Raw genomic sequence first — 22644 nt, forward strand, 5'->3', positions numbered from 1 at the left:
TGGACGATCCCGAACCTGCCCCGGCGGGCGCGCTGCGCTCCCGCCCAGTCTGACGGTCCGTGCCTGGTGCACAGGCCTCTTCCGGTCCCGGCGGGAGGGATCATCCGCCTCTCAAGTTCGCGGTTCGTCTCAGACGGACCAGATCGCCAGAAGGACAGTCATGTTCGCTCGTATCGCCCGCGCCGTATTCGGCACCGCCAATGATCGCTCGCTGAAGGGCTATCAGAAGCGCCTGCCGGAAATCAACGCGCTCGAGCCAGCCGTAAAGGCGCTCGACGACGAGGCGCTGCGTGCCAAGACCGCAGAATTCCAGGGCCGTATCGCAGCAGGGGAAAGCCTCGACAAGATCATGCCCGAGGCCTTTGCCGTGTGTCGCGAAGCCTCGCGCCGCGTTCTGGGCATGCGCCACTTCGACGTTCAGCTCGTGGGCGGCATGGTGCTTCATTCCGGTCGTATTGCTGAAATGCGTACGGGTGAGGGCAAGACCCTGGTCGCCACACTGGCGGTCTATCTAAGCGCGCTGGCCGGCAAGGGCGTGCATGTGGTGACGGTCAATGATTATCTCGCCCGGCGCGATGCCGAGGAAATGAGCAAGCTCTACAGCTTCCTCGGCCTCACCACCGGCGTGATCGTGCCCAACCTGTCCGATGACGAGCGGCGTGCTGCCTATGGCTCTGACATCACCTATGGCACCAATAACGAATTCGGCTTCGATTACCTGCGTGACAACATGAAGTACACGCTGGAGGAAATGGTCCAGCGTCCATTCTATCATGCCATCGTTGACGAGGTGGATTCGATCCTGATCGACGAGGCACGTACGCCCCTGATCATCTCCGGGCCCGCAGATGACAGCTCGGAACTCTATCGCGGCGTCGATGATGTCGTGGTCCAGCTCGTCAAGCACCCCGAGGCTTTCGAAAAGGACGAGAAGCTGCGTTCGGTCATCCTGACCGAGCAGGGTTCCGATCTTGTGGAGGAGATGCTGCGTGAGGCAGGTGTCCTGAATGAAGGCGGACTTTATGACGTGCATAATATCGCCGTCATGCATCATGTGCAGCAATCCCTGCGCGCCCATACGCTTTTCGCTCGCGATGTCGAATATATCGTGCGTGGCGGCAAGGTGATCATCATCGACGAGTTCACCGGGCGCATGATGGATGGGCGTCGCTACTCCGACGGCCTGCATCAGGCCCTTGAAGCGAAAGAACACGTCGAGATCCAGCCGGAAAACCAGACTCTCGCCTCGATCACCTTCCAGAACTATTTCCGTCTCTATCCCAAGCTCTCGGGTATGACTGGCACCGCCATGACCGAGGCGGACGAGTTTGCCGAGATCTACAAGCTCGAAGTGGTCGAGATTCCAACGAATCTCCCTGTCGCGCGCAAGGATACGGATGACGAGGTGTACATCACGGCGCGCGAGAAATTCGAAGCCGTCGCCAATCTGATTCAGGAAGTCTCCAAGTCGGGCCAGCCGGTTCTGGTCGGGACGACCTCGATCGAGAAGAGCGAGCATCTGTCCAATCTGCTCAGCTCGAAGAGCATTCCGCATTCCGTGCTGAATGCGCGGTTTCATGAAATGGAATCCCAGATCGTGGCGCAGGCCGGTGCCCCTGGCGCTATCACCATTGCCACCAACATGGCGGGTCGTGGAACGGACATCAAGCTGGGCGGCAATCTGGACATGCTGATCCGCCAGAGCCTGGAGAAGATCGAGGACGAGGCCGCGCATGAGGCCGAGATCCTGCGCCTGCGCGAGGAGATCGCGGTCAACCATGGCACGGTCAAGGAGCTCGGTGGCCTGTATGTGATCGGTACGGAGCGCCATGAGAGCCGCCGTATCGATAATCAGCTTCGTGGCCGTTCGGGTCGGCAGGGCGACCCGGGTGCCTCGCGCTTCTTCCTGTCGCTTGAAGACGATCTGATGCGCATCTATGGCGGCGAGCGCATGGGCGCGTTCTGGACCAAGCTCGGAATGAAGGAAGGCGAGGCCATCGTTCATCCCTGGCTGAACAAGGCGCTCGAACGTGCGCAGAAGAAGGTCGAGGCGCGCAATTTCGACATGCGCAAGAACGTTCTCAAATATGACGACGTCATGAATGACCAGCGCAAGGAAGTTTACGCCCAGCGCCGGGAATACATGGCGATGGAAGATGTGTCGGGCATCATTCAGGAACTGCGCGAGCAGGGGATCGAGGAAGCCGTTCATGCGCGTATCCCCGAGAAGGCCTTTGCCGAGCAGTGGGAGAGCGAGGCGCTTCAGGCTGATCTGCTCTCTCTCCTGAATCTCGACCTGCCGATCAGCGACTGGGCGAAGGAAGACGGCATGGACGCCGCCCTCGTGATCCAGCGCGTGGAGGAGGCCGCGGCCCAGGCCCAGGCTGCGCGTTCCGCCAATATCGGTCCGACCATCATGCGCCATATCGAGAAGCAGGTTCTTCTCACCTCGTTCGACGCCGTCTGGAAGGAGCACCTTCATGCGCTCGACCAACTGCGTCAGGGAATCGGTCTGCGCGCCTATGGCCAGCGTGATCCGCTGAACGAATACAAGCACGAGGCTTTCCAGCTTTTCACCGCGATGCTCGATGACATGCGTCTGCGCGTGACGACCACCATGTCCCGTATCGAGGTGGTGCAGCAGGCCGATCCTTTCCCGGGGACCGAGGGGCAGCAGGTTTTTGCGCCAAATGACGAGGGTTCCGCGGCAGGACTCGAGCCCCGTCAGGTGGGCATGCAGCCGTCAGCACTCTTCCAGTCACCGGGCGCTGGCATGAATGCGCCAGAAATCGAGGGCGGTTACGCGCAGGAGACACCGCGCAACGCCCCTTGCCCCTGTGGATCGGGCAAGAAATTCAAACATTGTCACGGCCGTCTGGCCTGAGACACCCAAGGTTGAGGAGGCTCTGATGGCCGGTCATTCGCAATTCAAGAACATCATGCACCGCAAAGGTGCGCAGGACGCCAAGCGCGCCAAGCAGTTTGCGAAGATCCTGCGTGAAATCACGGTTGCGGCGCGTTCCGGCCTGCCTGACCCGTCCTCCAATCCTCGCCTGCGTGCCGCCATGATCGCAGCGCGTGAGGCGAACATGCCCAAGGATAATGTTGAGCGCGCCATCAAGAAGGCCAGCGGCGCTGGTGGTGGCGAGGATTATGTCGAGGTCCGCTACGAGGGCTACGGTCCTGCTGGCGTCGCTGTCATCGTCGAGGGACTGACCGACAACCGCAATCGTACGGCCAGCGAGGTCCGCGCGGCCTTCTCGAAGCATGGCGGCTCGATGGGTGAGAGCAACTCGGTCTCGTTCATGTTCCAGCGTCTGGGCGTAGTCACCTACCCGGTGGCTGCAGCATCGGAAGAAGATATGCTCGATGCGGCGATCGAGGCCGGCGCCGACAATGCCGAACTCACCCAGGACGGGCATGAGATCACCTGCGCAATGGAGAACCTCTTCGCGGTGCGTGACGCCCTCGAGGCGCGTTTCGGTGAGCCAAGCTCGGCGAAGCTCGACTGGCGCCCCGAGAACACGGTGACGCTGGATGAGGAAAAAGCACGCTCGGTGCTGAAGCTGATCGACGTTCTGGAAGACAACGACGACATCCAGGCCGTCTATGCCAATTTCGATATCCCCGACGACGTCGCCCAGGCACTGGCTGCTTGATCCGACTTCTCGGGATTGACCCCGGTCTGCGCTTCATGGGCTGGGGTCTGATCGATGTGGAGGGCAACAGGCTTCAGCATGTTGCCTCCGGCGTGATCGCGACCGATGGGGCGGAATCCGTTCCCCTGCGTCTGTGCGAGCTGCACGGGGCGCTGCAAAAGCTGATACGCGATTACCAGCCCGCCGAGGCCGCCGTGGAAGAGACCTATGTCAACCGCAACGGCGCCTCTACGCTGAAGCTGGGCTATGCGCGCGGCGTGGCCCTGCTGACGCCCGCCTATGAAGGCCTGCCCGTGGCTGAATACGGGGCCATGATGGTCAAGAAATCGGTGGTTGGTACCGGGTCCGCCACGAAGGAGCAGGTCACCATGATGGTCAAGCGCCTTCTGCCCGGAGCGATCATTCACAAGGCCGATGCGTCAGATGCCCTGGCGGTGGCGATCTGCCATGCCCATCATCGGGAAACGGCACGGCAGGTGTCTTCCGGCAGGCGTATGGCCTGACAGGAACGCCGGTGTCATCCCCCTGAGTGACGGGAGGCGGTATGTCTGGCAGAGTGACCTTCGGGGCAGGTGAGACGAGTATGGGGAACAAATCATGATCGGATTGTTGACGGGCATCGTGGTGAGCACGGAAGCGGATCGCTGCATTCTGGATGTGAATGGTGTCGGTTATCTCGTTTCTGCCTCGACACGCACCCTCGCCAATCTTCCGGCCGCCCCAGAGAAGACCCGGTTGCTGATCGAGACCGTGGTGCGCGAAGATGCGATCCAGCTCTACGGTTTTCTGACCGCCGACGAGCAGGAGTGGTTTCGCCTCCTGACCACGGTTCAGGGCGTAGGCGCCAAGGTGGCGCTCGCCATACTCTCCGTTGCAACACCGGGTGATCTCGTTCTGTCGATCAGCGCAGGAGACAAGGCGGCGTTGACGCGCGCTGCGGGTGTGGGCGCACGCCTGGCCGAGCGCATTGTGACCGAGCTCAAGAGTAAGGTGGGCAAGATGCCGGCCAGCGGCGCCACGCCGATCGGGCGCAGTGCCAGTAACGCGGCGGGCTCTGTTGAGGCGGATGCCCTGCAGGCGCTGGCCGGGCTCGGCTTTCGTCGTGTTGAGGCCTTTCCTGTGCTCAGCCGAATTCTGGCCGAGCATGAAGGCGCGACGCTCGACAAGATCATCCGCCTTGCCCTGCGGGATCTGGCGCGATGATCCCGGCGGAACGTGGGTGTCACGTCGGGTGGCGGGCCAGAGAGCGGGCGAGGGAGCGGGCCACAGGGCGAGGCAGAGGTCAGGATAGAGGGTTGGATAGCAGCGAAGGCGGAATGCGATCATGAGCGAGACTGACAGAGGCCCGCTGACGCCGGAGCGTCGCATCGAGGATAACGACCACGGGTTACGTCCCCAGACACTGGATGATTTCACGGGACAGCGCGCAAGTTGCGAGAACCTCTCCGTGTTCATCCAGGCGGCGCGTAGCCGCGGCGAGGCGCTGGATCATGTCCTGCTCCACGGTCCGCCGGGGCTGGGAAAGACGACGCTTGCCCAGATCGTGGCGCGTGAGCTCGGTGTCGGGTTTCGCGCGACATCGGGGCCTGTTATCCAGCGTGCGGGTGACCTCGCAGCCATCCTCACCAATCTGCAGCCCAATGATGTCCTGTTCATCGATGAGATCCACCGTCTGCAGCCTGCCATTGAGGAAGTGCTCTATCCCGCGATGGAGGATTTCCAGCTCGATCTGATCATCGGTGAGGGCCCCGCAGCGCGCTCGGTGCGTATCGACCTCGCCCCGTTCACACTGGTCGCCGCCACGACGCGCGCCGGGTTGCTTGCCACGCCCCTCCGAGACCGCTTCGGGATACCGTTACGCCTAGTTTTCTATACCGCCGAGGAGTTGCGGCTGATCGTCTCGCGGGGCGCGGCCAAGCTTGGCATGAACCTGACCGAGGATGGCGCTGAGGAAATTGCGCGCCGGTCTCGCGGAACACCGCGTATCGCCGGTCGGCTCCTGCGTCGGGTGCGCGATTTCGCTGCCGTTGGCGCGCCGCGCGACCGGGCCATCACCCGTGTGATGGCTGATGCGGCCTTGAATCGTCTGGAGGTCGATTCGGTCGGGCTTGATGCAATGGACAGGCGCTATCTGATGCGTATCGCCGAGCATCACCATGGTGGACCCGTGGGGGTCGAGACGCTTGCCGCAGCGCTGGCCGAAGCGCGGGATACGCTCGAAGATGTGATCGAGCCCTATCTGATCCAGGAAGGTCTGGTGCTCCGCACGTCGCGCGGGCGGATGCTGGGAGAGCGCGGCTGGACGCATCTGGGTCTGAGTGCTCCTGATTCGGCCCGTTCCAACCAGTTCGACCTGTTGAGAGAGAATGATGAAAGCCCATAAGATCGGCTACCGTATCTATTACGAGGATACGGATGCAGGCGGTATTGTCTATCATGCGCGCTATCTCGCGCTTGCCGAGCGCGCACGTACCGAGGCCCTGCGCATGGCCGGAACCCCCGTCTCCGTGCTTCAGGAAGAGACCGGGCTCGTCTTCGTCGTAACGAAACTTGCCATCGAGTATCATCGTCCCCTGCGTCTCGATGACTGGGCCGAGATCACGACCACGATCGATTCGGTGGGTTCCGCACGTTGCCAGTTGCGCCAGATCGTGACGTGTGGCGACATGCATGCCGCCACGCTGACAGTCGAGCTGGCATGCATCATGCAGAATTCCGGGCGACCTGCCCGAATTCCGCCGCGATGGCGTGCATCCTTGGAGGCATTGTCGAGCCCGACCTGAGGACAGGCGGCATGTGATGATGCGTGACGATTCGGGATAGGCGCGTATGACGCATGCACTGTATAGGCGTGTCGCAGAACGAAGCCTCAGGAGGTTTTTTTGGATCGAGCGGTAAATGCGGCTGACCTAGGGGCCGCCGCTTCAGGGTTGTCACCGTTGGACTTGTTCCTGCATGCATCCATCGTGGTGCAGCTGGTCATGGTGGGGCTGATCTTGTGCAGCGCCTTCGTCTGGGCCGTGATCATCGAGAAGATCATCCTGATCCGTCGCGTCAATCGCGAGGCGACAGAATTCGAGGATCGTTTCTGGTCCGGTGGCAGTCTGGAGGATCTATACGACTCCGATGGTGCCAAACCGCTCCACCCCATGGCAGCCGTTTTTGGCGCAGCCATGGGCGAATGGCGCCGCTCGGCGCGCATCACCGGCATCGATCTCGCCCGTGGGGGCGTGCGCGACCGTGTGGATCGTGCCATCAACATCACTGTTGCGCGTGAAATGGACCGCCTGAGCCGCCGCGTCGTGGCGCTGGCGACCATCGGCCCGGTTGCACCCTTCGTTGGCCTGTTCGGGACGGTCTGGGGTATCATGCATGCCTTTGGCTCGATCGCGGCCATGCACAACACCAATCTCGCTGTCGTGGCGCCGGGTATCTCCGAGGCGCTGTTCGCGACGGCGATCGGTCTTGTCACCGCTATTCCCGCTTATGTGGCCTATAACGTGACCAGCTCTGCGCTCGATCATTTCGCCGAGCGCATGGATGCTTTCGGCACTGAATTTGCCGCGATCCTGTCGCGCCAGTCGGAAGAGCGGAGCTAAGCGCCATGGGCATGTCTGCAGGGGGCGGCCCCGCACGCGGCCGCAGGCGACGCCCGGCGTCGGAGATCAACGTGACTCCTCTGGTGGACGTCATGCTTGTGCTGCTGATCATCTTCATGGTGACGGCGCCCATGATGACGAGCGGCGTCAATGTCGATCTTCCCAAAACCGATGCCAGCCCGCTCAATGCCGATACGAAGCCGATCACGGTGTCGATCAAGGCCGATGGCGGTATCTATCTGGGTGAGGACCCGGTCTCGGCCGATCAGCTTGTCGCCCAATTGCAGCAGGCCGCCCAGAATGACAAGGAGCATCGCATTTTCGTCCGCGCTGATGCTCATATCAATTACGGACAGGTGATGGACATCATGGGGAAGATTACCTCGGGTGGCTTCACGCACGTGGCGCTGCTGGCCCAGCAGCCCGCCGCGGGCCAGTAACCAGAGGAGAAGCAGCCTTGCTGCGTCCCCGTCGGTCCGATGTCCGGCGCTTCCGCTATGCGTTGGGAGCGTCGGTTGCAGCGCATGCGCTGTTCATCGGCTTCCTGCTTGTGCGCCTGCCCATGAGCAAGCCGCCCGAGCCCCCCGAGCCCCCGCCCGTCGAAATGGCGTTTGAGGATTCCGGTCCGCCGGCAACCCCGCACAAGGCGGATACGCCTGCGCCAAAGCCTGCGCCTGCGCCCGCCCCGACCCCCACCGATGCGCCGCCAGCCCCGACGCCGCCCACGCCTCAACCCGTGGAAGAACCGCCGCCGCCTGCGCCGCCGCCGCCGCCTATTCCGCCGCCGGCGGAAAGCAAGACGCCGCCTTTGCCTGACGTGAAGACACCAGAGAAAATGGTCGACGACTCGGCAGAGCCCATCAAGGCCTCGCCGCCCAAGCCGTCACCGCCGTCCGCGTCCAAGCAGGTAGCGCCGCCGTCGCCCCAGACGCAGCCTGTCGACAAACTGCCGGAGACGCCGACCTTCTCGCACATCACGCAGCCCAATGCGGCGAAGAAGACCCAGGCCGACTCGCATTCGCTGCTGGCGACGCTCGATGCCATGCGCGCCGATCAGAAGCAGACCCATCCGCCGAAAGCCCGCGCGAATCCGCAGCAGGGTGGCGCGCCAAATGGGGGAGGGGCGCCCAATGGCGACATCACCAACGCTCTCAGCTCGGCCGAGCAGAAGGCGATCGGGGGCTCTGTGCGGCGCTGCTATTCCGAGGATACCGAAGCGCGTAATTATGCCTCATTTAGCGCGCATCTGATCGTCACGATCGATGCGACCGGAGAGGCAAGGATGGCGCGTTTTGCACCCGATACCCAGGCGAAGGCAGCTGCCGACCCGTCTTATCGGGCGCTGGCCGAGCGCGCACGCGATGCCGTGTTGAGCCCGACCTGCTCGAAACTCCCGATACCGTCAAACCTTTTGGGCAAGACGCACGAACTCAAATTCGTGTTCCGACCCTGAGGTTTTCCCGATCATGTTCCTTCCAGAGCGCAAGAGACTCGAATTCATGTCACGCGATACGTCCCGTACCGATATGCCCCTGCTGACCGATGAGCAGGCCCAGAGCCTCTCCACCCTGTTCTCGCGCCGCTCTGTGCTCGGGGCATCGATTGCCGCTGGCGGATTACTGGCAACCCCGATCGGGGCTTTCGCTCAGGCGGCAAGCGCGCCGGGTGAAGCGGAGATCACGGTCGATCAGGCCCGCACCGCGCCGATCCCCATTTCGATCCCTTCTTTTGGTCCCGGGCTGGGTGAGCAGATTACGAGTGTGATCTCTTCCGATCTGGACAGCACGGGTCTTTTCACCGTTCTGCCGGGTTCGGGCGGAACACCGGATTTCGCCGCGCTCAAGGCGCAAGGCGCGCGCGCGGCTGTGACTGGCAGCGCCGCAGGATCGAGCAGCACGCGCGTGGAAATGCGCCTGTGGAACGTACTGACGGGCGAGCAGATTCAGGGTACCGCCTACACGGCCTCCGCCGGGAACTGGCGCCGCATCGCCCACACCATCGCTGACGTGATTTACGAGCGCATGCTGGGCGAGAAGGGCTATTTCGACACCCGCATCGCCTATATTGCCCGCACCGGCCCGCGCCATCACCAGATCACCCGTCTTGCCGTGATGGATCAGGACGGCGCGAATAGCCATGTGCTGACTTCCGGCCAGTGGCTGACCCTGACGCCGCGCTTCAACCCGGTGCGTGATCAGATTGCGTTCATGTCGTATGCCAATAATCGGCCGCGCGTTTACACATTCGATCTTGGCTCAGGCAGCCAGCGCATGCTGGGCGAATTCGAGGGCATCTCTTTCGCACCGCGCTTCGCTCCCAATGGCAGCCAGGTGGTGCTTTCTGCCACGCGCGGGGGCGGGTCGGACATCTATGTCGTCGATCTCGGCTCCGGCTCGAAGCGCCAGATCACCAACTCGGGTGCGATCGATACCAGTCCGTGCTTCAGCCCTGACGGCAGTCAGATCGTGTTCAACTCCGATCGTGGCGGTTCGCCGCAGCTCTACATCATGAGCGCCTCTGGCGGTGGTGCGCGTCGTATCTCCTATGGCCATGGTACGTACGGGTCACCGGTCTGGTCTCCGCGTGGCGACCTGATCGCCTTCACGCGGATCGCCAATGGCCGTTTCTCTCTGGGCGTCATGGGGCCGGATGGAACGGGTGAGCGCATTCTCACTGAGGGCTTCACCGTCGAGAGTCCCACCTTCTGCCCCAATGGTCGTGTCATTGCCTTCTGCCGCCAGTCGGCGGCCGGAGCGGGCGGCGCCGGATTCTCGAGCGGAATCGGGACGATCGATATCACCGGATTCCATGAGCGTCCCATCCGCACCGATACGGGCGCTTCGGATCCGGCCTGGTCGCCGCTTCAGGGCTGAATACCGTGTCTCTGGCGCCGCTTTCTGTGGCGTTGGAGACACTAATTCTGAATTTCTAATGAAATCCACGCGACTTGGCGCGCGATGGTAGTCATCTCGCTTGACCGCGCTTCTCGGGAGTGAGTATGGCCGATCTTGGTCGTCGGGATCGGTAAGGCCCAATGGTTATGGTAACCAGCAAGCAAAACGGAAACTCCGACCTTCGTAATTAGTTGTCGTCACGCTTCCTGGTCCCGGATGGGGACTATATTCAGGGTTGGCAAAAATGAATTTCAAGCTTCTCGGTGCGCTTGGCCTCGCAGTCGTTCTGGCTGCATGCTCGGATGAATCAAACAAGGGTGCATCGACCGGTGCAGGCGCAACGGCTCAGGAAACCGGCGCTGCGCCCGGTAGCGAAGCCGATCTGGTCGCCAATGTCGGCGATCGCGTCTTCTTCGACCTGAACCGTAATACGCTTTCGAGCGATGCCCAGGCGACCCTGGACAAGCAGGCAGCATGGCTCGCCCGCTACCCGCAGGTCAGCGTCGAAATCGCTGGCAACTGCGATGACCGCGGCACGGAAGAGTACAACATCGCTCTCGGCCAGCGTCGTGCAAACGCCGCTCGCGACTATCTCGTAGCGAAGGGTGTTGCTCCTTCGCGCATCACGACGATCTCCTATGGTAAGGATCGTCCGACGGCCGATGGTGACGACGAGCAGGCATGGGCCCAGAACCGTAACGCGATCACCTCGGTCAAGTAATCGGTTCTCGACGCTGAGGGAGGCGTGATCCGGCTCCGGTCGCGTATACGTCTTCTCCTGCCGACCGCGACCCTGCGGTAATCAGGCAGCGATACAGGCTTTTGAAACCGGCTGGCGCTTATGCGTCAGCCGGTTTTGCTTTATGGTGGCTTTCAAACTGCGTGGCATGGTGCCCGCACCCATGATCTGACTGAAGGATGCGCCATGCGCGGTGCCCGAGTTTCCCGCTTCTTCATTCTCTCTTCTGCTGCGCTCGTGAGTGTGCTTGCTGCTGGCAGTGCCGAGGCTCAGGTGACGAGCCGCGAGGGTATCGCGCTTCAGAATCAGATCCAGCAGCTCAGCCAGCAATTGCAGCAGGTCCAGGCGAGTGCAGGGGCGGTGTCCTCATCCGGGGGGGCTGCGGCTCCGGCAGTGAGCGCGGGAAACAGCGATCTCGTCTCCCAGCTTCTGCAGCGTGTTTCCACACTGGAAAACGAGAACCGCGAGATGCGGGGTGAACTGGACCAGTTGACCAACCAGGTGCAGACCCAGAACGCCACCCTGACCAAGCAGATCGGGGATATGCAGTTCGCTGCTCAGAATGGCGGTGGCGGTGGGGCGGGCGCTTCAGCCGCTATGCCTTCTTCGAGCGATTCCGGTGCGCCGAGCGCCCCGGCAGTGGCACCCGTCGAAAAGCCGACCACTGCGCTTGAATTGCTCAAGAGCGGCCAGGCCGCCCTGAAAAGCCATGACTACGCGACCGCGCAGAGCAATGCCGCCCAGGCGCTCAAGCTCGCCAAGACGCCCAATGGCAAGCTCGAGTCCCAGTTCCTGCTCGCGCAATCCCTCGCAGGGCAGAAGCAATATCGCGACTCTGCGGTCGCCTATTATGATGCCTATAACCGCGCGCCCAAATCGCCGCGCGCGCCGGAGGCTCTACTGGGCGTCTCTGCCTCCATGCTCGCCATGGGTGACAAGAACTCCGCCTGCCAGGCGTTGGAAAAGCTCGATAGTGAGTTCCCGTCTGCTTCCGCCAGGGTCAAGGCCGCAGTGACGAGCTTCAAGGGCCGTGCGAGCTGCCACTGAGCGTACCCCCGATCGGCGAAGAGGAATTCGCCGGTCTGATGGCGCGTTTCGGGCCTTTTCCGCCCGACGACCCCCGGTTTCCCATGGCCATCGCTGTCTCGGGCGGGGCTGACAGTCTCGGTCTTGCCTGGTTGATGCGCCGATGGCGTCGCGCCGTCATTGCCCTAGTCGTTGATCACGGATTGCGAGCGGCTTCCGGCGATGAGGCCCGACTGACGCTCTCGCGTCTGCACGCCCTCGATATTCCGGCTGAGATGCTGGTTCTCACTTCTCTGGACCACCAACGCAGCATCCAGGAAAACGCGCGTCATGCCCGATACCGTATGCTTGCACAGGCCTGTCGGGAGCGGGGCATTCTCGATCTGGTGATCGGTCATCACATGCGTGATCAGGCAGAAACGCTCGTCATGCGTCGCGCCCATGGCAGCACTTCTCATGGCCTCGCAGGGATGGCGGTTTCACGTGAGACGCTGGCTCTGCGCTATCTGCGCCCTCTGCTCGGCATCCCGCCTGAGCGACTAAGAGCGACTCTGCGTTCCCAGTCCATCCACTGGATCGAAGACCCGAGTAATGCCAACACAAAGTTCGAGCGCGTACGAATCAGGCTTGCTCTGACCCCAGATCAGATAGCTGACGCAGTGCTTGAAGCCCGGATCCATGGCGCGGCTCGCGACGCTCGATTGCATGACTGGGCGCGCCACCTGGGCGAGCTGACTGTCGACCCCCTGGGTTTTGCGCATTTCCCCGCCCTTCCGTCCTGTGCGCTGTTGCTCGGACGGATCTGGCAGATGATTTCGGGGGCAGAGTACCCGCCTCCTCACCGAGTCATGGAGCGGCTGATTGCGGCTCCCATCCCGTTTACGTTTGGGGGTGCACTATTCTGCGCCGCTGGAAAGATGGGCTCAGGCTGGCTGCTCATACGCGAGCCGCAAGCGATTGGTGGCGCTGTGCCAGCCGAAAGAGCCGCGCGTTGGGATGGCCGGTTTACCCTCGCGGGGGCACTCCCCCATACGGGAGCCTATGTAATGGCATTGGGTGATCAGGCGCGTTTTTTCCGGGCGTCAGGGCTGCCCTCCCGCATCCTGCGGGGCATTCCGGCAATCTGGCGGGAGGGCCAGGTGATCGCTGTTCCAGGACTCGGCGTGGCGAAGGACGCTGACTGGAGAGCAATCGAACTGCGCTTCGAGCCCGAGAGCAGTCTTCTGGAGCATTCTTTGTGGATCTGAACGGCTGACACAGTGAAAACTTGATCGCGAGGGGGTGGGAACGTCTGGCCGAATGCTTATGTTAGGTCGGGATAAAGGGTTGCTATCACTTCGTGATGGCCAGCCTGGGCTGATGGGTCATCCTCAGTCAGTGTGCGACTTCGAGTTTGGAAATAGTAGAGATCGTGATGAACAATTTTGGCCGCAACCTGGCGCTTTGGGTGATCATCATCGTTCTGGCGCTGCTCCTGTTCCTGGCGTTTCAGCCCAGTGGCAATCAGCATGCCTCACAGCAACTCGCCTATTCGGATTTCGTGACCGATATCGATGAGGGCAAGGTGCGGTCGGTTGTGGTGCAGAATCAGAATATCACCGGCACTCTCAAGGACGGTACGTCTTTCGAGACCTATGCGCCTGTCGATCCCGGACTTGTGCCGAGAATGACAAGCAAGGGGATCGAGGTCGTTGCCAAGCCGCTCGATGCGGATGGCAGCCCGATTCTGCGTGCGGTGACAAGCTGGCTTCCCATGATCTTCCTGCTCGGGATCGGAATCCTCTTTTTCCGCCAGATGCAATCCGGTAGCGGCCGGGCGATGGGCTTTGGCAAGTCCCGGGCGCGCCTCCTGACCGAAAAGCAGGGGCGCGTAACCTTCGACGATGTTGCCGGCATTGATGAGGCCAAGTCAGAGCTTGAGGAAATTGTCGAGTTCCTCAAGGACCCACAGAAATTCACGCGCCTGGGTGGCAAGATTCCCAAGGGTGCCCTACTCGTCGGCCCCCCGGGTACAGGCAAGACTCTTCTTGCGCGCGCCATCGCAGGCGAAGCCAATGTCCCGTTCTTCACCATCTCCGGCTCCGACTTCGTCGAGATGTTCGTGGGCGTCGGGGCATCGCGTGTGCGCGACATGTTCGAGCAGGGGAAGAAATCGGCTCCTTGCATCATCTTCATCGATGAGATCGATGCAGTTGGTCGTCATCGTGGTGCGGGCCTCGGTGGAGGTAATGACGAGCGTGAGCAGACCCTCAACCAGATGCTCGTGGAGATGGACGGGTTCGAGAGCAATGAGGGCGTGATCCTGATTGCCGCGACCAACCGACCGGACGTGCTCGATCCCGCCCTCCTGCGTCCCGGTCGCTTCGACCGTCAGGTTGTCGTGCCGAACCCGGACGTGGCAGGACGCGAGAAGATCCTGCGCGTCCACATGCGCAAGGTGCCGCTGGCTTCTGACGTCGACCCCAAGGTCATCGCCCGTGGCACACCAGGTTTCTCGGGTGCCGATCTGTCCAATCTCGTCAATGAGGCGGCCTTGCTTGCTGCGCGTCTGGGCAAGCGCACGGTGGCCATGCTGGAATTTGAGAACGCCAAGGACAAGGTTCTCATGGGGGCTGAACGCCGCTCCTTGGTGATGAGCGATGCCGAAAAGCGTAACACCGCCTATCATGAGGGCGGCCATGCCATCTGCGCGATCCTGACCCCGGGTTGCGACCCTGTTCACAAAGCGACCATCATCCCGCGTGGCCGCGCTCTCGGCATGGTGATGAGCCTCCCGGAAAGCGATCGCTATTCCAAGAGCAAGGCCCAGTGCAAGGCCGATCTGGTTCTCGCGATGGGCGGCCGCGTTGCCGAGGAGCTCATCTTCGGCGCAGAGAATGTCTGCACCGGTGCGTCTGGCGATATCAAGATGGCAACGAATCTCGCCCGTCGCATGGTGACCGAATGGGGGATGAGCGATCGCCTCGGTATGATTGCCTATGGCGATAATGGCCAGGAGGTGTTCCTGGGTCACTCGGTGACGCAGAACAAGAATGTCTCCGAGCAGACTGCCCGCGAGATCGACCGTGAGGTCAAGGAACTCGTCGACGAGGCCTACAAGCGCGCGCATAGCCTGCTGCTCGAACATATCGACGATCTGCACCGTCTTGCGAATGCTCTTCTCGAGTTCGAGACGCTTTCAGGTGATGAAGTTGGCAAGGTGATCCGCGGTGAACCGGTGGAGCGCGTCGTGGTCGATGATTCGACCCCGGAGAATCGTCGCTCTTCGGTACCTACGGTGAAGCCGGAGGCCAGTGCCGGGACTGAGGCACTGAACCCGTCGCCGCAGGCCGGGTGATACTAGGCAGGTAAGGGGAGAAGGGGGCGCAAGCCCCCTTTTTTCGTTGAGCGGGCTGTGCTTGAAGAAAACTATCTCGCGCATAGCGACGCGTATAAGAGGGCGATCATGAGTATAGCAGCCAAGTCAGACCGCAAATTGTTCGGTACTGACGGTATCCGCGGCAAGGCCAATAGTTTTCCCATGACGGTCGACATCGCGTTACGGCTAGGGCAGGCAGCAGGGCTCCATTTTCGTCGCGGATCTCACCGTCATACGGTGGTACTCGGCAAGGATACGCGCCTCTCCGGCTATATGATCGAGAGCGCTCTGGTATCGGGTTTTCTCTCCGCAGGAATGGACGTCATTCTGGTGGGGCCTCTGCCCACTCCAGCCATCGCCATGCTGACCCGCTCTTTGCGTGCGGATCTCGGCGTCATGATTTCGGCCTCTCACAACCCGTTCGGGGATAATGGCATCAAGCTGTTTGGACCTGATGGGTTCAAGCTGTCTGACGAAGTCGAAGCCGAGATCGAGCGCATGATGGACCAGGATCTGACGGCGCAGATGGCGCCGCCCGAAGAGGTTGGACGTGCCTCGCGCCTGAATGATGCTGCGGGACGATATATAGAGGCGGCGAAGGCGTCTTTTCCGAGGGGGTCGCGTCTCGATGGTCTGCGCATCGTCCTCGACTGTGCCAATGGCGCAGCCTATCGCGTTGCGCCGACGGCATTGTGGGAACTGGGCGCCGATGTCATCAAGATCGGCTGCGAGCCCAACGGCGTCAACATCAATGCGAATTGTGGCTCGACCCATCCGGCGACGCTGCGTGAAGCCGTGGTGGCACACAAGGCGCATCTTGGCATTGCGCTGGATGGCGATGCGGATCGCGTCATCATCGTCGATGAGCAGGGGGAGATTGTCGATGGCGACCAGATTCTTGGCCTGATCACGCTTTTTCTGCACAAGAATAACCGACTTGGCAGCAGTGAAGCCGTGGCGACGATCATGTCGAATCTGGGCCTCGAGAAGAAATTGCGTGAGCACGGCATTACCCTGCACCGAACGGCTGTCGGCGACCGCTATGTTGTCGAGCGCATGCGCGAGCAGGGTATCAAACTTGGTGGCGAGCAATCTGGGCACATGATCCTGTCCGATTTTGCCACGACAGGTGACGGGCTGATCGCTGCGCTTCAGGTTCTCGCTGTTCTGGTTGAGGAAGGCCGGCCCGCCAGTGAAATCCTGCGCGTTTTCTCGCCCTTCCCTCAATTGCTGCGAAATGTGCGCTACGCGGGCGGGAACCCGCTTGAGACAACTTCCCTCGCCGAGGCGCGTCAGCGGGCAGAGGAGAAGCTGGGCAATAAGGGCCGACTGGTACTGCGCAAGAGTGGAACAGAGCCCCTCATCCGGGTGATGGCTGAGGCCGAAGACCAGTCCCTCGTCGAGGAGGTCGTTTCGTCCATTTGTGAGGCCGTCCAGAAGGCAGTAGCAGGCTGATGAAAGGGCGGGTGCTGATCGTTGCCGGGAGTGATTCCGGCGGAGGCGCTGGTATCCAGGCGGATATCAAGACGGTCAGCGCCTTCGGTGGCTTTGCGATGACAGCCATCACGGCGGTCACCGCTCAGAATACGCAAGGCGTCTCCGCGATCGCCTGCCTGGAGCCGGACATCGTGGCTGAGCAGATGCGTATGGTGCTCGATGATCTTGGCGCCGATGTCATCAAGCTGGGGATGCTGGGCAATGCAGGGATCATGGAGGCCGTGCATGATACGCTTCTACGCTATCCGGGGATTCCCTGTGTCATTGATCCGGTCATGATCGCCACCAGCGGTGCCCGGCTCATGACACAGGAAGGCGAGCGTATATTCCGCAAGCTCTATGGCCGATGCACCCTGCTTACCCCCAACCTCCCTGAACTGGAGGTTCTCAGTGGTGAGCGGATCAAAGGCTTGTCTGATATGCTACGCGCCGCCCGAGCGCTCGCCAAGAGCTGTGCCATCCCTCATCTCCTAGCGAAAGGGGGGCACCTGCCGGGCAACGTGCTCGTGGATGTTCTTGTTTCGGAAGGGCAGGAGATACGATTCGACGACCAGCGGATCGAGTCCCTTCATACGCATGGCACCGGGTGCACACTTTCGACCGCCATCGCAACCTGTCTGGCGCAGGGTGAGCCAATGGACACTGCCGTGGCCCGAAGCCGACGCTATGTGAGGCGGGCTATTCGGGAGGCCCCCCCGTACGGCGCGGGCAATGCCCGGCCGATGAACCATTTGGTTCCTTCAGACTGAGGGCTGAAGCAGGGTGTGCAGGTGGTCTGTTGTGCCCGTAGGCGCGCCGCGTGCGGGTTCGGTAACGCGCGTCTCGTCGCGTAGCACGTAACCACGGCCCCATACGGTGCCGATGAGGCTGCCCGCGCCGAATTGCTGCAGTTTCCGGCGGAGCTTGCAAATGAAGACATCGATGATCTTCATCTCCGGTTCGTCGATGCCGCCATAGAGATGATTCAGGAATGCATCCTTGGTGAGGACATTCCCACGCCTCAACACAAGCAGTTCGAGAATGGCGTATTCCTTGCCCGTGAGTTGCAGAGGGTGGCCATCCACTGAGGCAGCCTTGGCGTTCAGATCGATGGAGAGCGGGCCGACCGTCATAATAGCGGTGCTGTAGCCGCGCGAACGACGCACAACCGCCTGAAGTCGAGCGACGAGCTCCTCGGTGTCGAAAGGCTTGGTGATGTAGTCATCTGCACCAGCATGAAAGGCCTTTATCTTGGCCTGTGCTCTGGTAAGGCCGCTTACGACAATAATCGGCGTCTGTATTTGTATTTTTCTGGCCCGACGGATGACCTCGTAGCCCTCAAGATCTTCGAGCTGCAGTTCCGTCATGGCGAGATCATAGTCGTAATGACGCAGCATATCGATCGCTTCGTGCCCGGTTTGGGCATGATCGACAGTAATGCCGCTCTGTTTGAGCGTTTTGATCAGTGCGTTGGCGTTCGCCTTGTCACTTTCCACAAGAAGGAGCCGCATTTCATCAATCTCCAGGGTTGATGTTGGTGTGGTACTACCTAAGGTTGCTGCTCGCAAGCAAAATACTTTTCTTGTGCCAAAACTTTTCAGCTGTTCCGTAACGAGTTTTTAACGCTTGAGGGTTACGATTTTTCTGTAAAGTCCCGGCTTGTCCTATGGTGATGAATGCTAGTAATCGCCAGGTAATCACGACGAAATGCCGGAATATTTGGATTTTAGAAACGCTTAATTTCACGTATATTAACGAGACGAACAAAGGCCGCTCCCACGGAGCCTGTTCACGGCCGGGTCTATACTCGTTCAGGTTGTATTTTCTTTCGCGAAGGCTTCAATACACAGGAAGGCGTCGTGTGAAGGATCATTCTTCGATTTCAGGAATGCGCCCCTCAAACCAGGTACTGCCGAAATCCGGAAACGGGCGACAGCGGGCTGATAACCAAGAGTATGTGCCTTGCGACTCAGAAAGAATTCCCGGCAACAGCGACGTCGCGAAATGCTCGATCGTGCCCAGGCGCTGACAGCCGTGTTGCGGCGCGAGACCGGCGTTCGTGCAGCCCGACGGAGCGCGGAGGCAAGCATCGTCAGCGCCGAGCGCGCCATTCTCGAGTCGAATGATGGCGACAGCGCAGTCGAGGGATTCATGAACTGGCTGCCCGAGGCACGCCATGCCATCGACACGGCGCGGGCCGCTGAGCGCGAGGTGGCGATCGATGTCGCGGTCGCCTATCAGGCCTTCATCGTCGCGAAGAACGCCTCAACCCGGGCGGAGGAAGGTGATGAGCAGCCTTCGGAGACACGTGTGACGAGTTTGCCCGGGGAGGGGTGATTGCAAAGAATGACGGCCGCCATGAGGGGGCGCGTCCCTCTCTTAACAGGTCAGTCATCCAGCCTGGGGTGGAGTGTCGTTTAGTGGGACCGGTGGGAAGGGGCGCGTGCCGATTACAACGCAGGCAACCGGGTGACCCTTAGCCCGTACAAAACTGAGAAATGTCTCGCCTCGCGTGTCGAACAGATCGGTTTTGACAGTCAGCGTTGCACTCACGAGGCCTGCGGGGCGTGCAGCGAGTGTCGTGGCAGCGTGGTCGAGCAGGCGGTGGATTGCGCGCTCGACGGCAGCGAGTAGCGCATTTTCATCGCTATCGGGCGTAGCGTGCCGGTGTACGATCCTGCGCCAATCGTCCCGTGTAAGGAAAGCCGGAATTCCTCCCGGCGGGGTCGTCTGCTCAGCCCGGAGAATCTGGCCCGATTGGGCCAGATCCACGATATCGATCTCAGGGAGCGTGGAGGGGTCCAGAACGAATTCTTTCATGGGTTTCCTCGCTTCCTTAGCTATTCCTGACCATATCCAGTACCGTTGGCGGCAGGTGATGTGCCGCTCTGACCGGGAGGGGCGCCCATGGCCTGCATTAGGGCTGTCACCTGGTCAGGATGCGCATGAAAGAGCGCGACATTTGCCGGGTTTGGCGCCGGGAGGCCCGCCGGGAGCGACTGCCCGTTTGTCGCAGCTACTGTCATCCCGAAAGCGGTCATACCCATCGTGAAGCTTTCCGGCGTGAAGCCATGTGCACTCAGTATGGATGCTACGCCTGGAAGGCCGCCGATCTGGCGGATTGTTTCCTGTAGAGAGAGGCGGGTGGAATCGGGCGGGCGAATATTGGCTGCCTGCAGAGCCTGGAGCGCCTGAGCAGCACGTGGCATGAAGTCTGTCGGCAGGGGATAGCGTAATCCCGCCTCGATGTCCTGGCGCATGGCCGGGGAGATGCTGCCCTGCTGCGCAGGGGCATTATGATGGGGCAGTTCATTCTGCGGAACAACGCTCTGCGCCCGTGCGGGGCCGCTGTAGGCGAGCGCCAATGTCAGTGCCGGTGCGATGAACGCCAATGCCGCCCGAGGTTTGAAGCGTGATGTCATACCCATTCTCCCTTGCGCATCAGAGGCGTAGCCGTCCCGTCTTCATGGAGGCCATCGAGATCGATTTTGTCCGAGCCGATCATCCAGTCGATATGGATCATGCTCATATTAGCCCCGCGTGATGCCAGGTCGTCCGGGCTCGCGCCTTCGGTATCGAACAGGCATTTCGTGTAAGCCTGCCCAAGCGCGATATGGCTGGATGCGTTTTCATCGAACAACGTGTTGCGGAAGAGGATGCCCGTATCAGAAATCGGCGACGCGTGCGGCACGAGAGCGACCTCGCCCAGACGAGCGGCGCCATCATCGGTCTCCAGAATACGGCGCAGCGCGTCTTCGCCCTTGCCCGCATGGGACTCGATGATCCGACCACCCTCGAAGGTCACGCGGATGTCGTCAATGAGCGTGCCCTGATGGAAGAGCGGTTTCGTGCTCGATACATGACCGCTGACGCGATGACTGTGAGGGGTGGTAAATACCTCCTCGGTAGGGATGTTCGGGTTGCAGTCAATCCCATTGGTCGTGCGCTCGGAGCCGCCTGCCCATGCATGGCCATCCGCCAACCCGACGCGCAGATCCGTGCCGGGGCCGGTGAAATGCAGGGTGTGGAAGCGACGGTCGTTCAGCATCGCCGCCTTGGCATGCAGGGCTGCGTTATGCTGCTGCCACGCGATCACCGGGTCGGGGGCTTCGAGTCGCGAGGAGGCAAAGATTGCGTCCCACAGCCGTGCCTGAGCCTGTTCAGCCGGCAATTCGGGGAATACCTGCTGCGACCAGGCCGTGGTGGCGAAAGCGACAATGGTCCAGTTTGTATCGAAGCGCGTGATGATTTCCATGGCTTCGCGGCTGGCGCGTGATGCAGCGCGGCTCGCTCGGGAGACGCGTGCGGGATCCTGCCCGTTCAGCAGGGTCGGGTTGCTGCCCGTAATTGCCAGTCGCGCCGCTCCCTCGCGATATGCCCGGGCGATACCGTCGGCCATCCACTGGGCGGAGTGGTCGAGCGCATCATCAGAGGCAAAGCGATAACGGGCCAATGTGGCCTCGTCATCGCTGTACTGCGTCGTGACAAGGCTGGCGCCAGCCCGATAGGCGTGTTCGGTAATGCGCCTGACGAGTGCAACGGCCTCCAGTGGCGCGGAGACGACCAGTTCCTGCCCGGGCTGAAGATTGAGCCCGATCCTGACGGCAACTTCGCCGAGCCTGTCCAGGCGATCTGCGAAGGGGATGGTGGCTTCAGACATCACGGTATCTCCTCAAGAACTGAGCGCGTTCCGGCCCGGTGGCCGCCTTTAGGGGGCGGCCCTGATTCCGGTCTGGAACCGATGCAAGTTACTCGCCGAATGTTTCGGCGTGGTGAGCGCGGCGCGGTGCGCGGCGCGGGCGTTCCTGTCGCTGGGGCTTTTCCGGCGTTGCGGGCTTGTCCGTGCGCGAAGCCGCACGGATCTCGACCTCGAGTTCGCGGATACGACGCTGCACGCTCTCCTTGAGGGAAGGGGAGGTGTGCGGCTTCATTGTAGCCAAGGTTTCCTTCAGATCGCGCAGCTGCTTCTGCTTCTCCGCCAGGTTGCGACGGATCGGCTGGTTGTCGGAAAGCTGTCCCGTATAGGAGCGCATGGTCGACTCTTTCTTTTCCTGTCCGGCTGTGGCCGGGATTCTTCATTGCACGGGCTCTGCCGGACGCGCGGAAGCATCCGGACAGGCCCTCGTCTGGTTTTTGTCAGAGGGGCGGGCGGGCGCCGTATATCAGCGCGTCGTCAGACCCATGGAGGCAAGGGCCCCGATCAGACGGCTCATCTCCGCATCCGTGCCGATCGTGATGCGCAGCCAGTCGCGTATGCGGGGCGCACCGAGTTGTCGTACGATGATGTGGCGTTCACGCAAGCCTACCAGCAGATCGCCAGCCTGATGTGCGGGGTGATGCACGAGAACAAAATTGGCACAGGATGGAAGAATGTCAAAGCCCAACCCGGCAAGGTTCTGCACAAATCGTTCTCTGGTGGCCATGACCTGCCGGGTGGTCTGAGTTAGCCATTCCTCATCTGCAATGGCGGCGGCGGCTCCGGTCTGGGCCAGTCGGCTGAGCGGGTAGGAGTTGAAGCTGTCCTTGACACGCACCAGCCCCTCGATGAGGTCGGGATGACCGATCGCGTAACCGACACGTAGCCCTGCAAGGGCGCGGGATTTGGAGAGGGTCTGCACGACCAGAAGATTGTCGTGTTCCTCCGTCAGGCGAATGGCGGATTGGGCGCCGAAATCGACATAGGCTTCATCAATGATGATGGTTCTGTCTGGTTGCAACGAGGCGAGACGCGAGATCGCTTCAAGGGGAATCGCATGGCCTGTATTGGCATTGGGGTTCGCGATCGCAATCCCGCCGCACGGTATCGCATAATCCTCGACATCGATCTCGAACCGAGCGTTGAGCGGAATCTCCCGATAGGGCTGGTCGAACAGGTCGCAATAGACCGGGTRAA

At 61.3% G+C, this 22644-nt stretch carries 23 protein-coding genes; 17 read left to right on the forward strand and 6 right to left on the reverse strand.

The annotated features are described in order from the left end of the window. Positions 1–160: 160 nt before the first annotated feature. The 16 genes from secA (at position 161) to thiD (ending at position 17521) form a co-directional block, all read left to right on the forward strand. Positions 161–2884 carry a preprotein translocase subunit SecA gene (gene secA, locus C0V97_RS12340; RefSeq protein WP_127102880.1) on the forward strand — a complete coding sequence of 908 codons (2724 nt, stop codon included), beginning with the start codon at positions 161–163 and terminating at the stop codon, positions 2882–2884. A 25-nt stretch (positions 2885–2909) separates the two neighbouring features. Beyond that, a complete protein-coding gene (locus tag C0V97_RS12345) occupies positions 2910–3659 on the forward strand; it encodes a YebC/PmpR family DNA-binding transcriptional regulator (protein ID WP_127102881.1) in 750 nt (249 codons plus the stop codon). Beyond that, positions 3656–4162 carry a crossover junction endodeoxyribonuclease RuvC gene (gene ruvC / locus C0V97_RS12350; RefSeq protein ID WP_127102882.1) on the forward strand — a complete coding sequence of 169 codons (507 nt, stop codon included), beginning with the start codon at positions 3656–3658 and terminating at the stop codon, positions 4160–4162. The genes C0V97_RS12345 and ruvC overlap by 4 nt, the downstream gene beginning before the upstream one ends. Positions 4163–4256: 94 nt before the next feature. Beyond that, entirely contained in the window at positions 4257–4862 is a 606-nt protein-coding gene (gene ruvA / locus C0V97_RS12355) for a Holliday junction branch migration protein RuvA (RefSeq protein WP_127102883.1), read from the forward strand. A 121-nt stretch (positions 4863–4983) separates the two neighbouring features. Then, a complete protein-coding gene (ruvB, locus tag C0V97_RS12360; protein WP_127102884.1) occupies positions 4984–6042 on the forward strand; it encodes a Holliday junction branch migration DNA helicase RuvB in 1059 nt (352 codons plus the stop codon). Continuing rightward, positions 6029–6442: a YbgC/FadM family acyl-CoA thioesterase gene (locus tag C0V97_RS12365; RefSeq protein WP_127102917.1), complete on the forward strand. Its 414-nt coding sequence runs from the start codon at positions 6029–6031 to the stop codon at positions 6440–6442. Before ruvB ends, C0V97_RS12365 begins: the two co-directional genes overlap by 14 nt. A 147-nt stretch (positions 6443–6589) precedes the next feature. Then, positions 6590–7258 carry a protein TolQ gene (gene tolQ, locus C0V97_RS12370; RefSeq protein WP_369794225.1) on the forward strand — a complete coding sequence of 223 codons (669 nt, stop codon included), beginning with the start codon at positions 6590–6592 and terminating at the stop codon, positions 7256–7258. Positions 7259–7263: 5 nt separating this feature from the next. Continuing rightward, complete coding sequence (gene tolR, locus C0V97_RS12375; RefSeq protein WP_025886303.1) at positions 7264–7698, forward strand: protein TolR; 435 nt, start codon at positions 7264–7266, stop codon at positions 7696–7698. 17 nt (positions 7699–7715) lie between these two features. Beyond that, entirely contained in the window at positions 7716–8711 is a 996-nt protein-coding gene (locus tag C0V97_RS12380; protein WP_127102885.1) for an energy transducer TonB, read from the forward strand. Positions 8712–8784: 73 nt separating this feature from the next. Next, positions 8785–10131 carry a Tol-Pal system beta propeller repeat protein TolB gene (gene tolB / locus C0V97_RS12385; RefSeq protein ID WP_127102918.1) on the forward strand — a complete coding sequence of 449 codons (1347 nt, stop codon included), beginning with the start codon at positions 8785–8787 and terminating at the stop codon, positions 10129–10131. A 265-nt stretch (positions 10132–10396) separates the two neighbouring features. Beyond that, positions 10397–10873: a peptidoglycan-associated lipoprotein Pal gene (gene pal, locus C0V97_RS12390; protein WP_023978578.1), complete on the forward strand. Its 477-nt coding sequence runs from the start codon at positions 10397–10399 to the stop codon at positions 10871–10873. Between the two features lie 120 nt (positions 10874–10993). Then, positions 10994–11938 (forward strand): hypothetical protein, encoded by a 945-nt coding sequence (locus C0V97_RS12395; RefSeq protein ID WP_233582132.1) that lies wholly within the window; start codon positions 10994–10996, stop codon positions 11936–11938. Between the two features lie 38 nt (positions 11939–11976). Then, complete coding sequence (tilS, locus tag C0V97_RS12400) at positions 11977–13164, forward strand: tRNA lysidine(34) synthetase TilS (protein ID WP_127102886.1); 1188 nt, start codon at positions 11977–11979, stop codon at positions 13162–13164. A gap of 167 nt (positions 13165–13331) precedes the next feature. Continuing rightward, positions 13332–15254 (forward strand): ATP-dependent zinc metalloprotease FtsH, encoded by a 1923-nt coding sequence (gene ftsH / locus C0V97_RS12405; protein WP_127102887.1) that lies wholly within the window; start codon positions 13332–13334, stop codon positions 15252–15254. A gap of 108 nt (positions 15255–15362) precedes the next feature. Beyond that, positions 15363–16730 (forward strand): phosphoglucosamine mutase, encoded by a 1368-nt coding sequence (gene glmM / locus C0V97_RS12410; RefSeq protein ID WP_127102888.1) that lies wholly within the window; start codon positions 15363–15365, stop codon positions 16728–16730. After that, positions 16730–17521: a bifunctional hydroxymethylpyrimidine kinase/phosphomethylpyrimidine kinase gene (thiD, locus tag C0V97_RS12415; RefSeq protein WP_127102889.1), complete on the forward strand. Its 792-nt coding sequence runs from the start codon at positions 16730–16732 to the stop codon at positions 17519–17521. Before glmM ends, thiD begins: the two co-directional genes overlap by 1 nt. On the opposite strand, the gene C0V97_RS12420 is transcribed toward thiD, so the two are convergent. Further along, on the reverse strand, positions 17513–18262 hold the full coding sequence (locus tag C0V97_RS12420) for a response regulator transcription factor (RefSeq protein ID WP_127102890.1): 750 nt from the start codon (positions 18260–18262) through the stop codon (positions 17513–17515). The two genes, thiD and C0V97_RS12420, sit on opposite strands and share 9 nt — an antisense overlap. Before the next feature lie 493 nt (positions 18263–18755). On the opposite strand from C0V97_RS12420, the gene C0V97_RS12425 reads away from it, so the two are divergent. Next, the gene (locus C0V97_RS12425) at positions 18756–19088 is read left to right on the forward strand and encodes a hypothetical protein (protein WP_127102891.1); all 333 of its coding nucleotides are present in this window, start codon (positions 18756–18758) and stop codon (positions 19086–19088) included. A 54-nt stretch (positions 19089–19142) separates the two neighbouring features. On the opposite strand, the gene C0V97_RS12430 is transcribed toward C0V97_RS12425, so the two are convergent. From C0V97_RS12430 to C0V97_RS12450, 5 genes are all read right to left on the reverse strand, one after another. Further along, a complete protein-coding gene (locus C0V97_RS12430) occupies positions 19143–19571 on the reverse strand; it encodes a hypothetical protein (protein ID WP_127102892.1) in 429 nt (142 codons plus the stop codon). 20 nt (positions 19572–19591) lie between these two features. Next, complete coding sequence (locus C0V97_RS12435) at positions 19592–20173, reverse strand: hypothetical protein (RefSeq protein WP_233582133.1); 582 nt, start codon at positions 20171–20173, stop codon at positions 19592–19594. Continuing rightward, positions 20170–21411 (reverse strand): aminopeptidase, encoded by a 1242-nt coding sequence (locus tag C0V97_RS12440; RefSeq protein WP_127102894.1) that lies wholly within the window; start codon positions 21409–21411, stop codon positions 20170–20172. The genes C0V97_RS12435 and C0V97_RS12440 overlap by 4 nt, the downstream gene beginning before the upstream one ends. Before the next feature lie 88 nt (positions 21412–21499). Continuing rightward, positions 21500–21784, reverse strand: a complete 285-nt coding sequence (locus C0V97_RS12445) for a hypothetical protein (protein ID WP_127101479.1) — start codon at positions 21782–21784, stop codon at positions 21500–21502. A gap of 129 nt (positions 21785–21913) precedes the next feature. Then, the coding region (locus tag C0V97_RS12450) for a histidinol-phosphate transaminase (protein WP_127102895.1) at positions 21914–22644 on the reverse strand (731 nt) is incomplete at its 5' end.

The sequence above is a fragment of the Asaia sp. W19 genome, from assembly GCF_003994335.1.
Lineage (GTDB): Bacteria > Pseudomonadota > Alphaproteobacteria > Acetobacterales > Acetobacteraceae > Asaia.

What these genes read in the sequence shown, in the direction of transcription:
- glmM (WP_127102888.1), top strand. Translation starts at nt 15,363, where the DNA reads ATGAGTATAGCAGCCAAGTCAGACCGCAAATTGTTCGGTACTGACGGT.
- ruvB (WP_127102884.1), top strand. Translation starts at nt 4,984, where the DNA reads ATGAGCGAGACTGACAGAGGCCCGCTGACGCCGGAGCGTCGCATCGAG.
- pal (WP_023978578.1), top strand. Translation starts at nt 10,397, where the DNA reads ATGAATTTCAAGCTTCTCGGTGCGCTTGGCCTCGCAGTCGTTCTGGCT.
- C0V97_RS12395 (WP_233582132.1), top strand. Translation starts at nt 10,994, where the DNA reads ATGCGTCAGCCGGTTTTGCTTTATGGTGGCTTTCAAACTGCGTGGCAT.
- tilS (WP_127102886.1), top strand. Translation starts at nt 11,977, where the DNA reads ATGGCGCGTTTCGGGCCTTTTCCGCCCGACGACCCCCGGTTTCCCATG.
- thiD (WP_127102889.1), top strand. Translation starts at nt 16,730, where the DNA reads ATGAAAGGGCGGGTGCTGATCGTTGCCGGGAGTGATTCCGGCGGAGGC.
- C0V97_RS12440 (WP_127102894.1), bottom strand. Translation starts at nt 21,411, where the DNA reads ATGTCTGAAGCCACCATCCCCTTCGCAGATCGCCTGGACAGGCTCGGC.
- tolB (WP_127102918.1), top strand. Translation starts at nt 8,785, where the DNA reads ATGCCCCTGCTGACCGATGAGCAGGCCCAGAGCCTCTCCACCCTGTTC.
- ftsH (WP_127102887.1), top strand. Translation starts at nt 13,332, where the DNA reads ATGAACAATTTTGGCCGCAACCTGGCGCTTTGGGTGATCATCATCGTT.
- ruvA (WP_127102883.1), top strand. Translation starts at nt 4,257, where the DNA reads ATGATCGGATTGTTGACGGGCATCGTGGTGAGCACGGAAGCGGATCGC.
- C0V97_RS12435 (WP_233582133.1), bottom strand. Translation starts at nt 20,173, where the DNA reads ATGACATCACGCTTCAAACCTCGGGCGGCATTGGCGTTCATCGCACCG.
- C0V97_RS12425 (WP_127102891.1), top strand. Translation starts at nt 18,756, where the DNA reads ATGCTCGATCGTGCCCAGGCGCTGACAGCCGTGTTGCGGCGCGAGACC.
- tolR (WP_025886303.1), top strand. Translation starts at nt 7,264, where the DNA reads ATGGGCATGTCTGCAGGGGGCGGCCCCGCACGCGGCCGCAGGCGACGC.
- C0V97_RS12430 (WP_127102892.1), bottom strand. Translation starts at nt 19,571, where the DNA reads ATGAAAGAATTCGTTCTGGACCCCTCCACGCTCCCTGAGATCGATATC.
- C0V97_RS12420 (WP_127102890.1), bottom strand. Translation starts at nt 18,262, where the DNA reads ATGCGGCTCCTTCTTGTGGAAAGTGACAAGGCGAACGCCAACGCACTG.
- C0V97_RS12345 (WP_127102881.1), top strand. Translation starts at nt 2,910, where the DNA reads ATGGCCGGTCATTCGCAATTCAAGAACATCATGCACCGCAAAGGTGCG.
- C0V97_RS12365 (WP_127102917.1), top strand. Translation starts at nt 6,029, where the DNA reads ATGAAAGCCCATAAGATCGGCTACCGTATCTATTACGAGGATACGGAT.
- secA (WP_127102880.1), top strand. Translation starts at nt 161, where the DNA reads ATGTTCGCTCGTATCGCCCGCGCCGTATTCGGCACCGCCAATGATCGC.
- C0V97_RS12445 (WP_127101479.1), bottom strand. Translation starts at nt 21,784, where the DNA reads ATGCGCTCCTATACGGGACAGCTTTCCGACAACCAGCCGATCCGTCGC.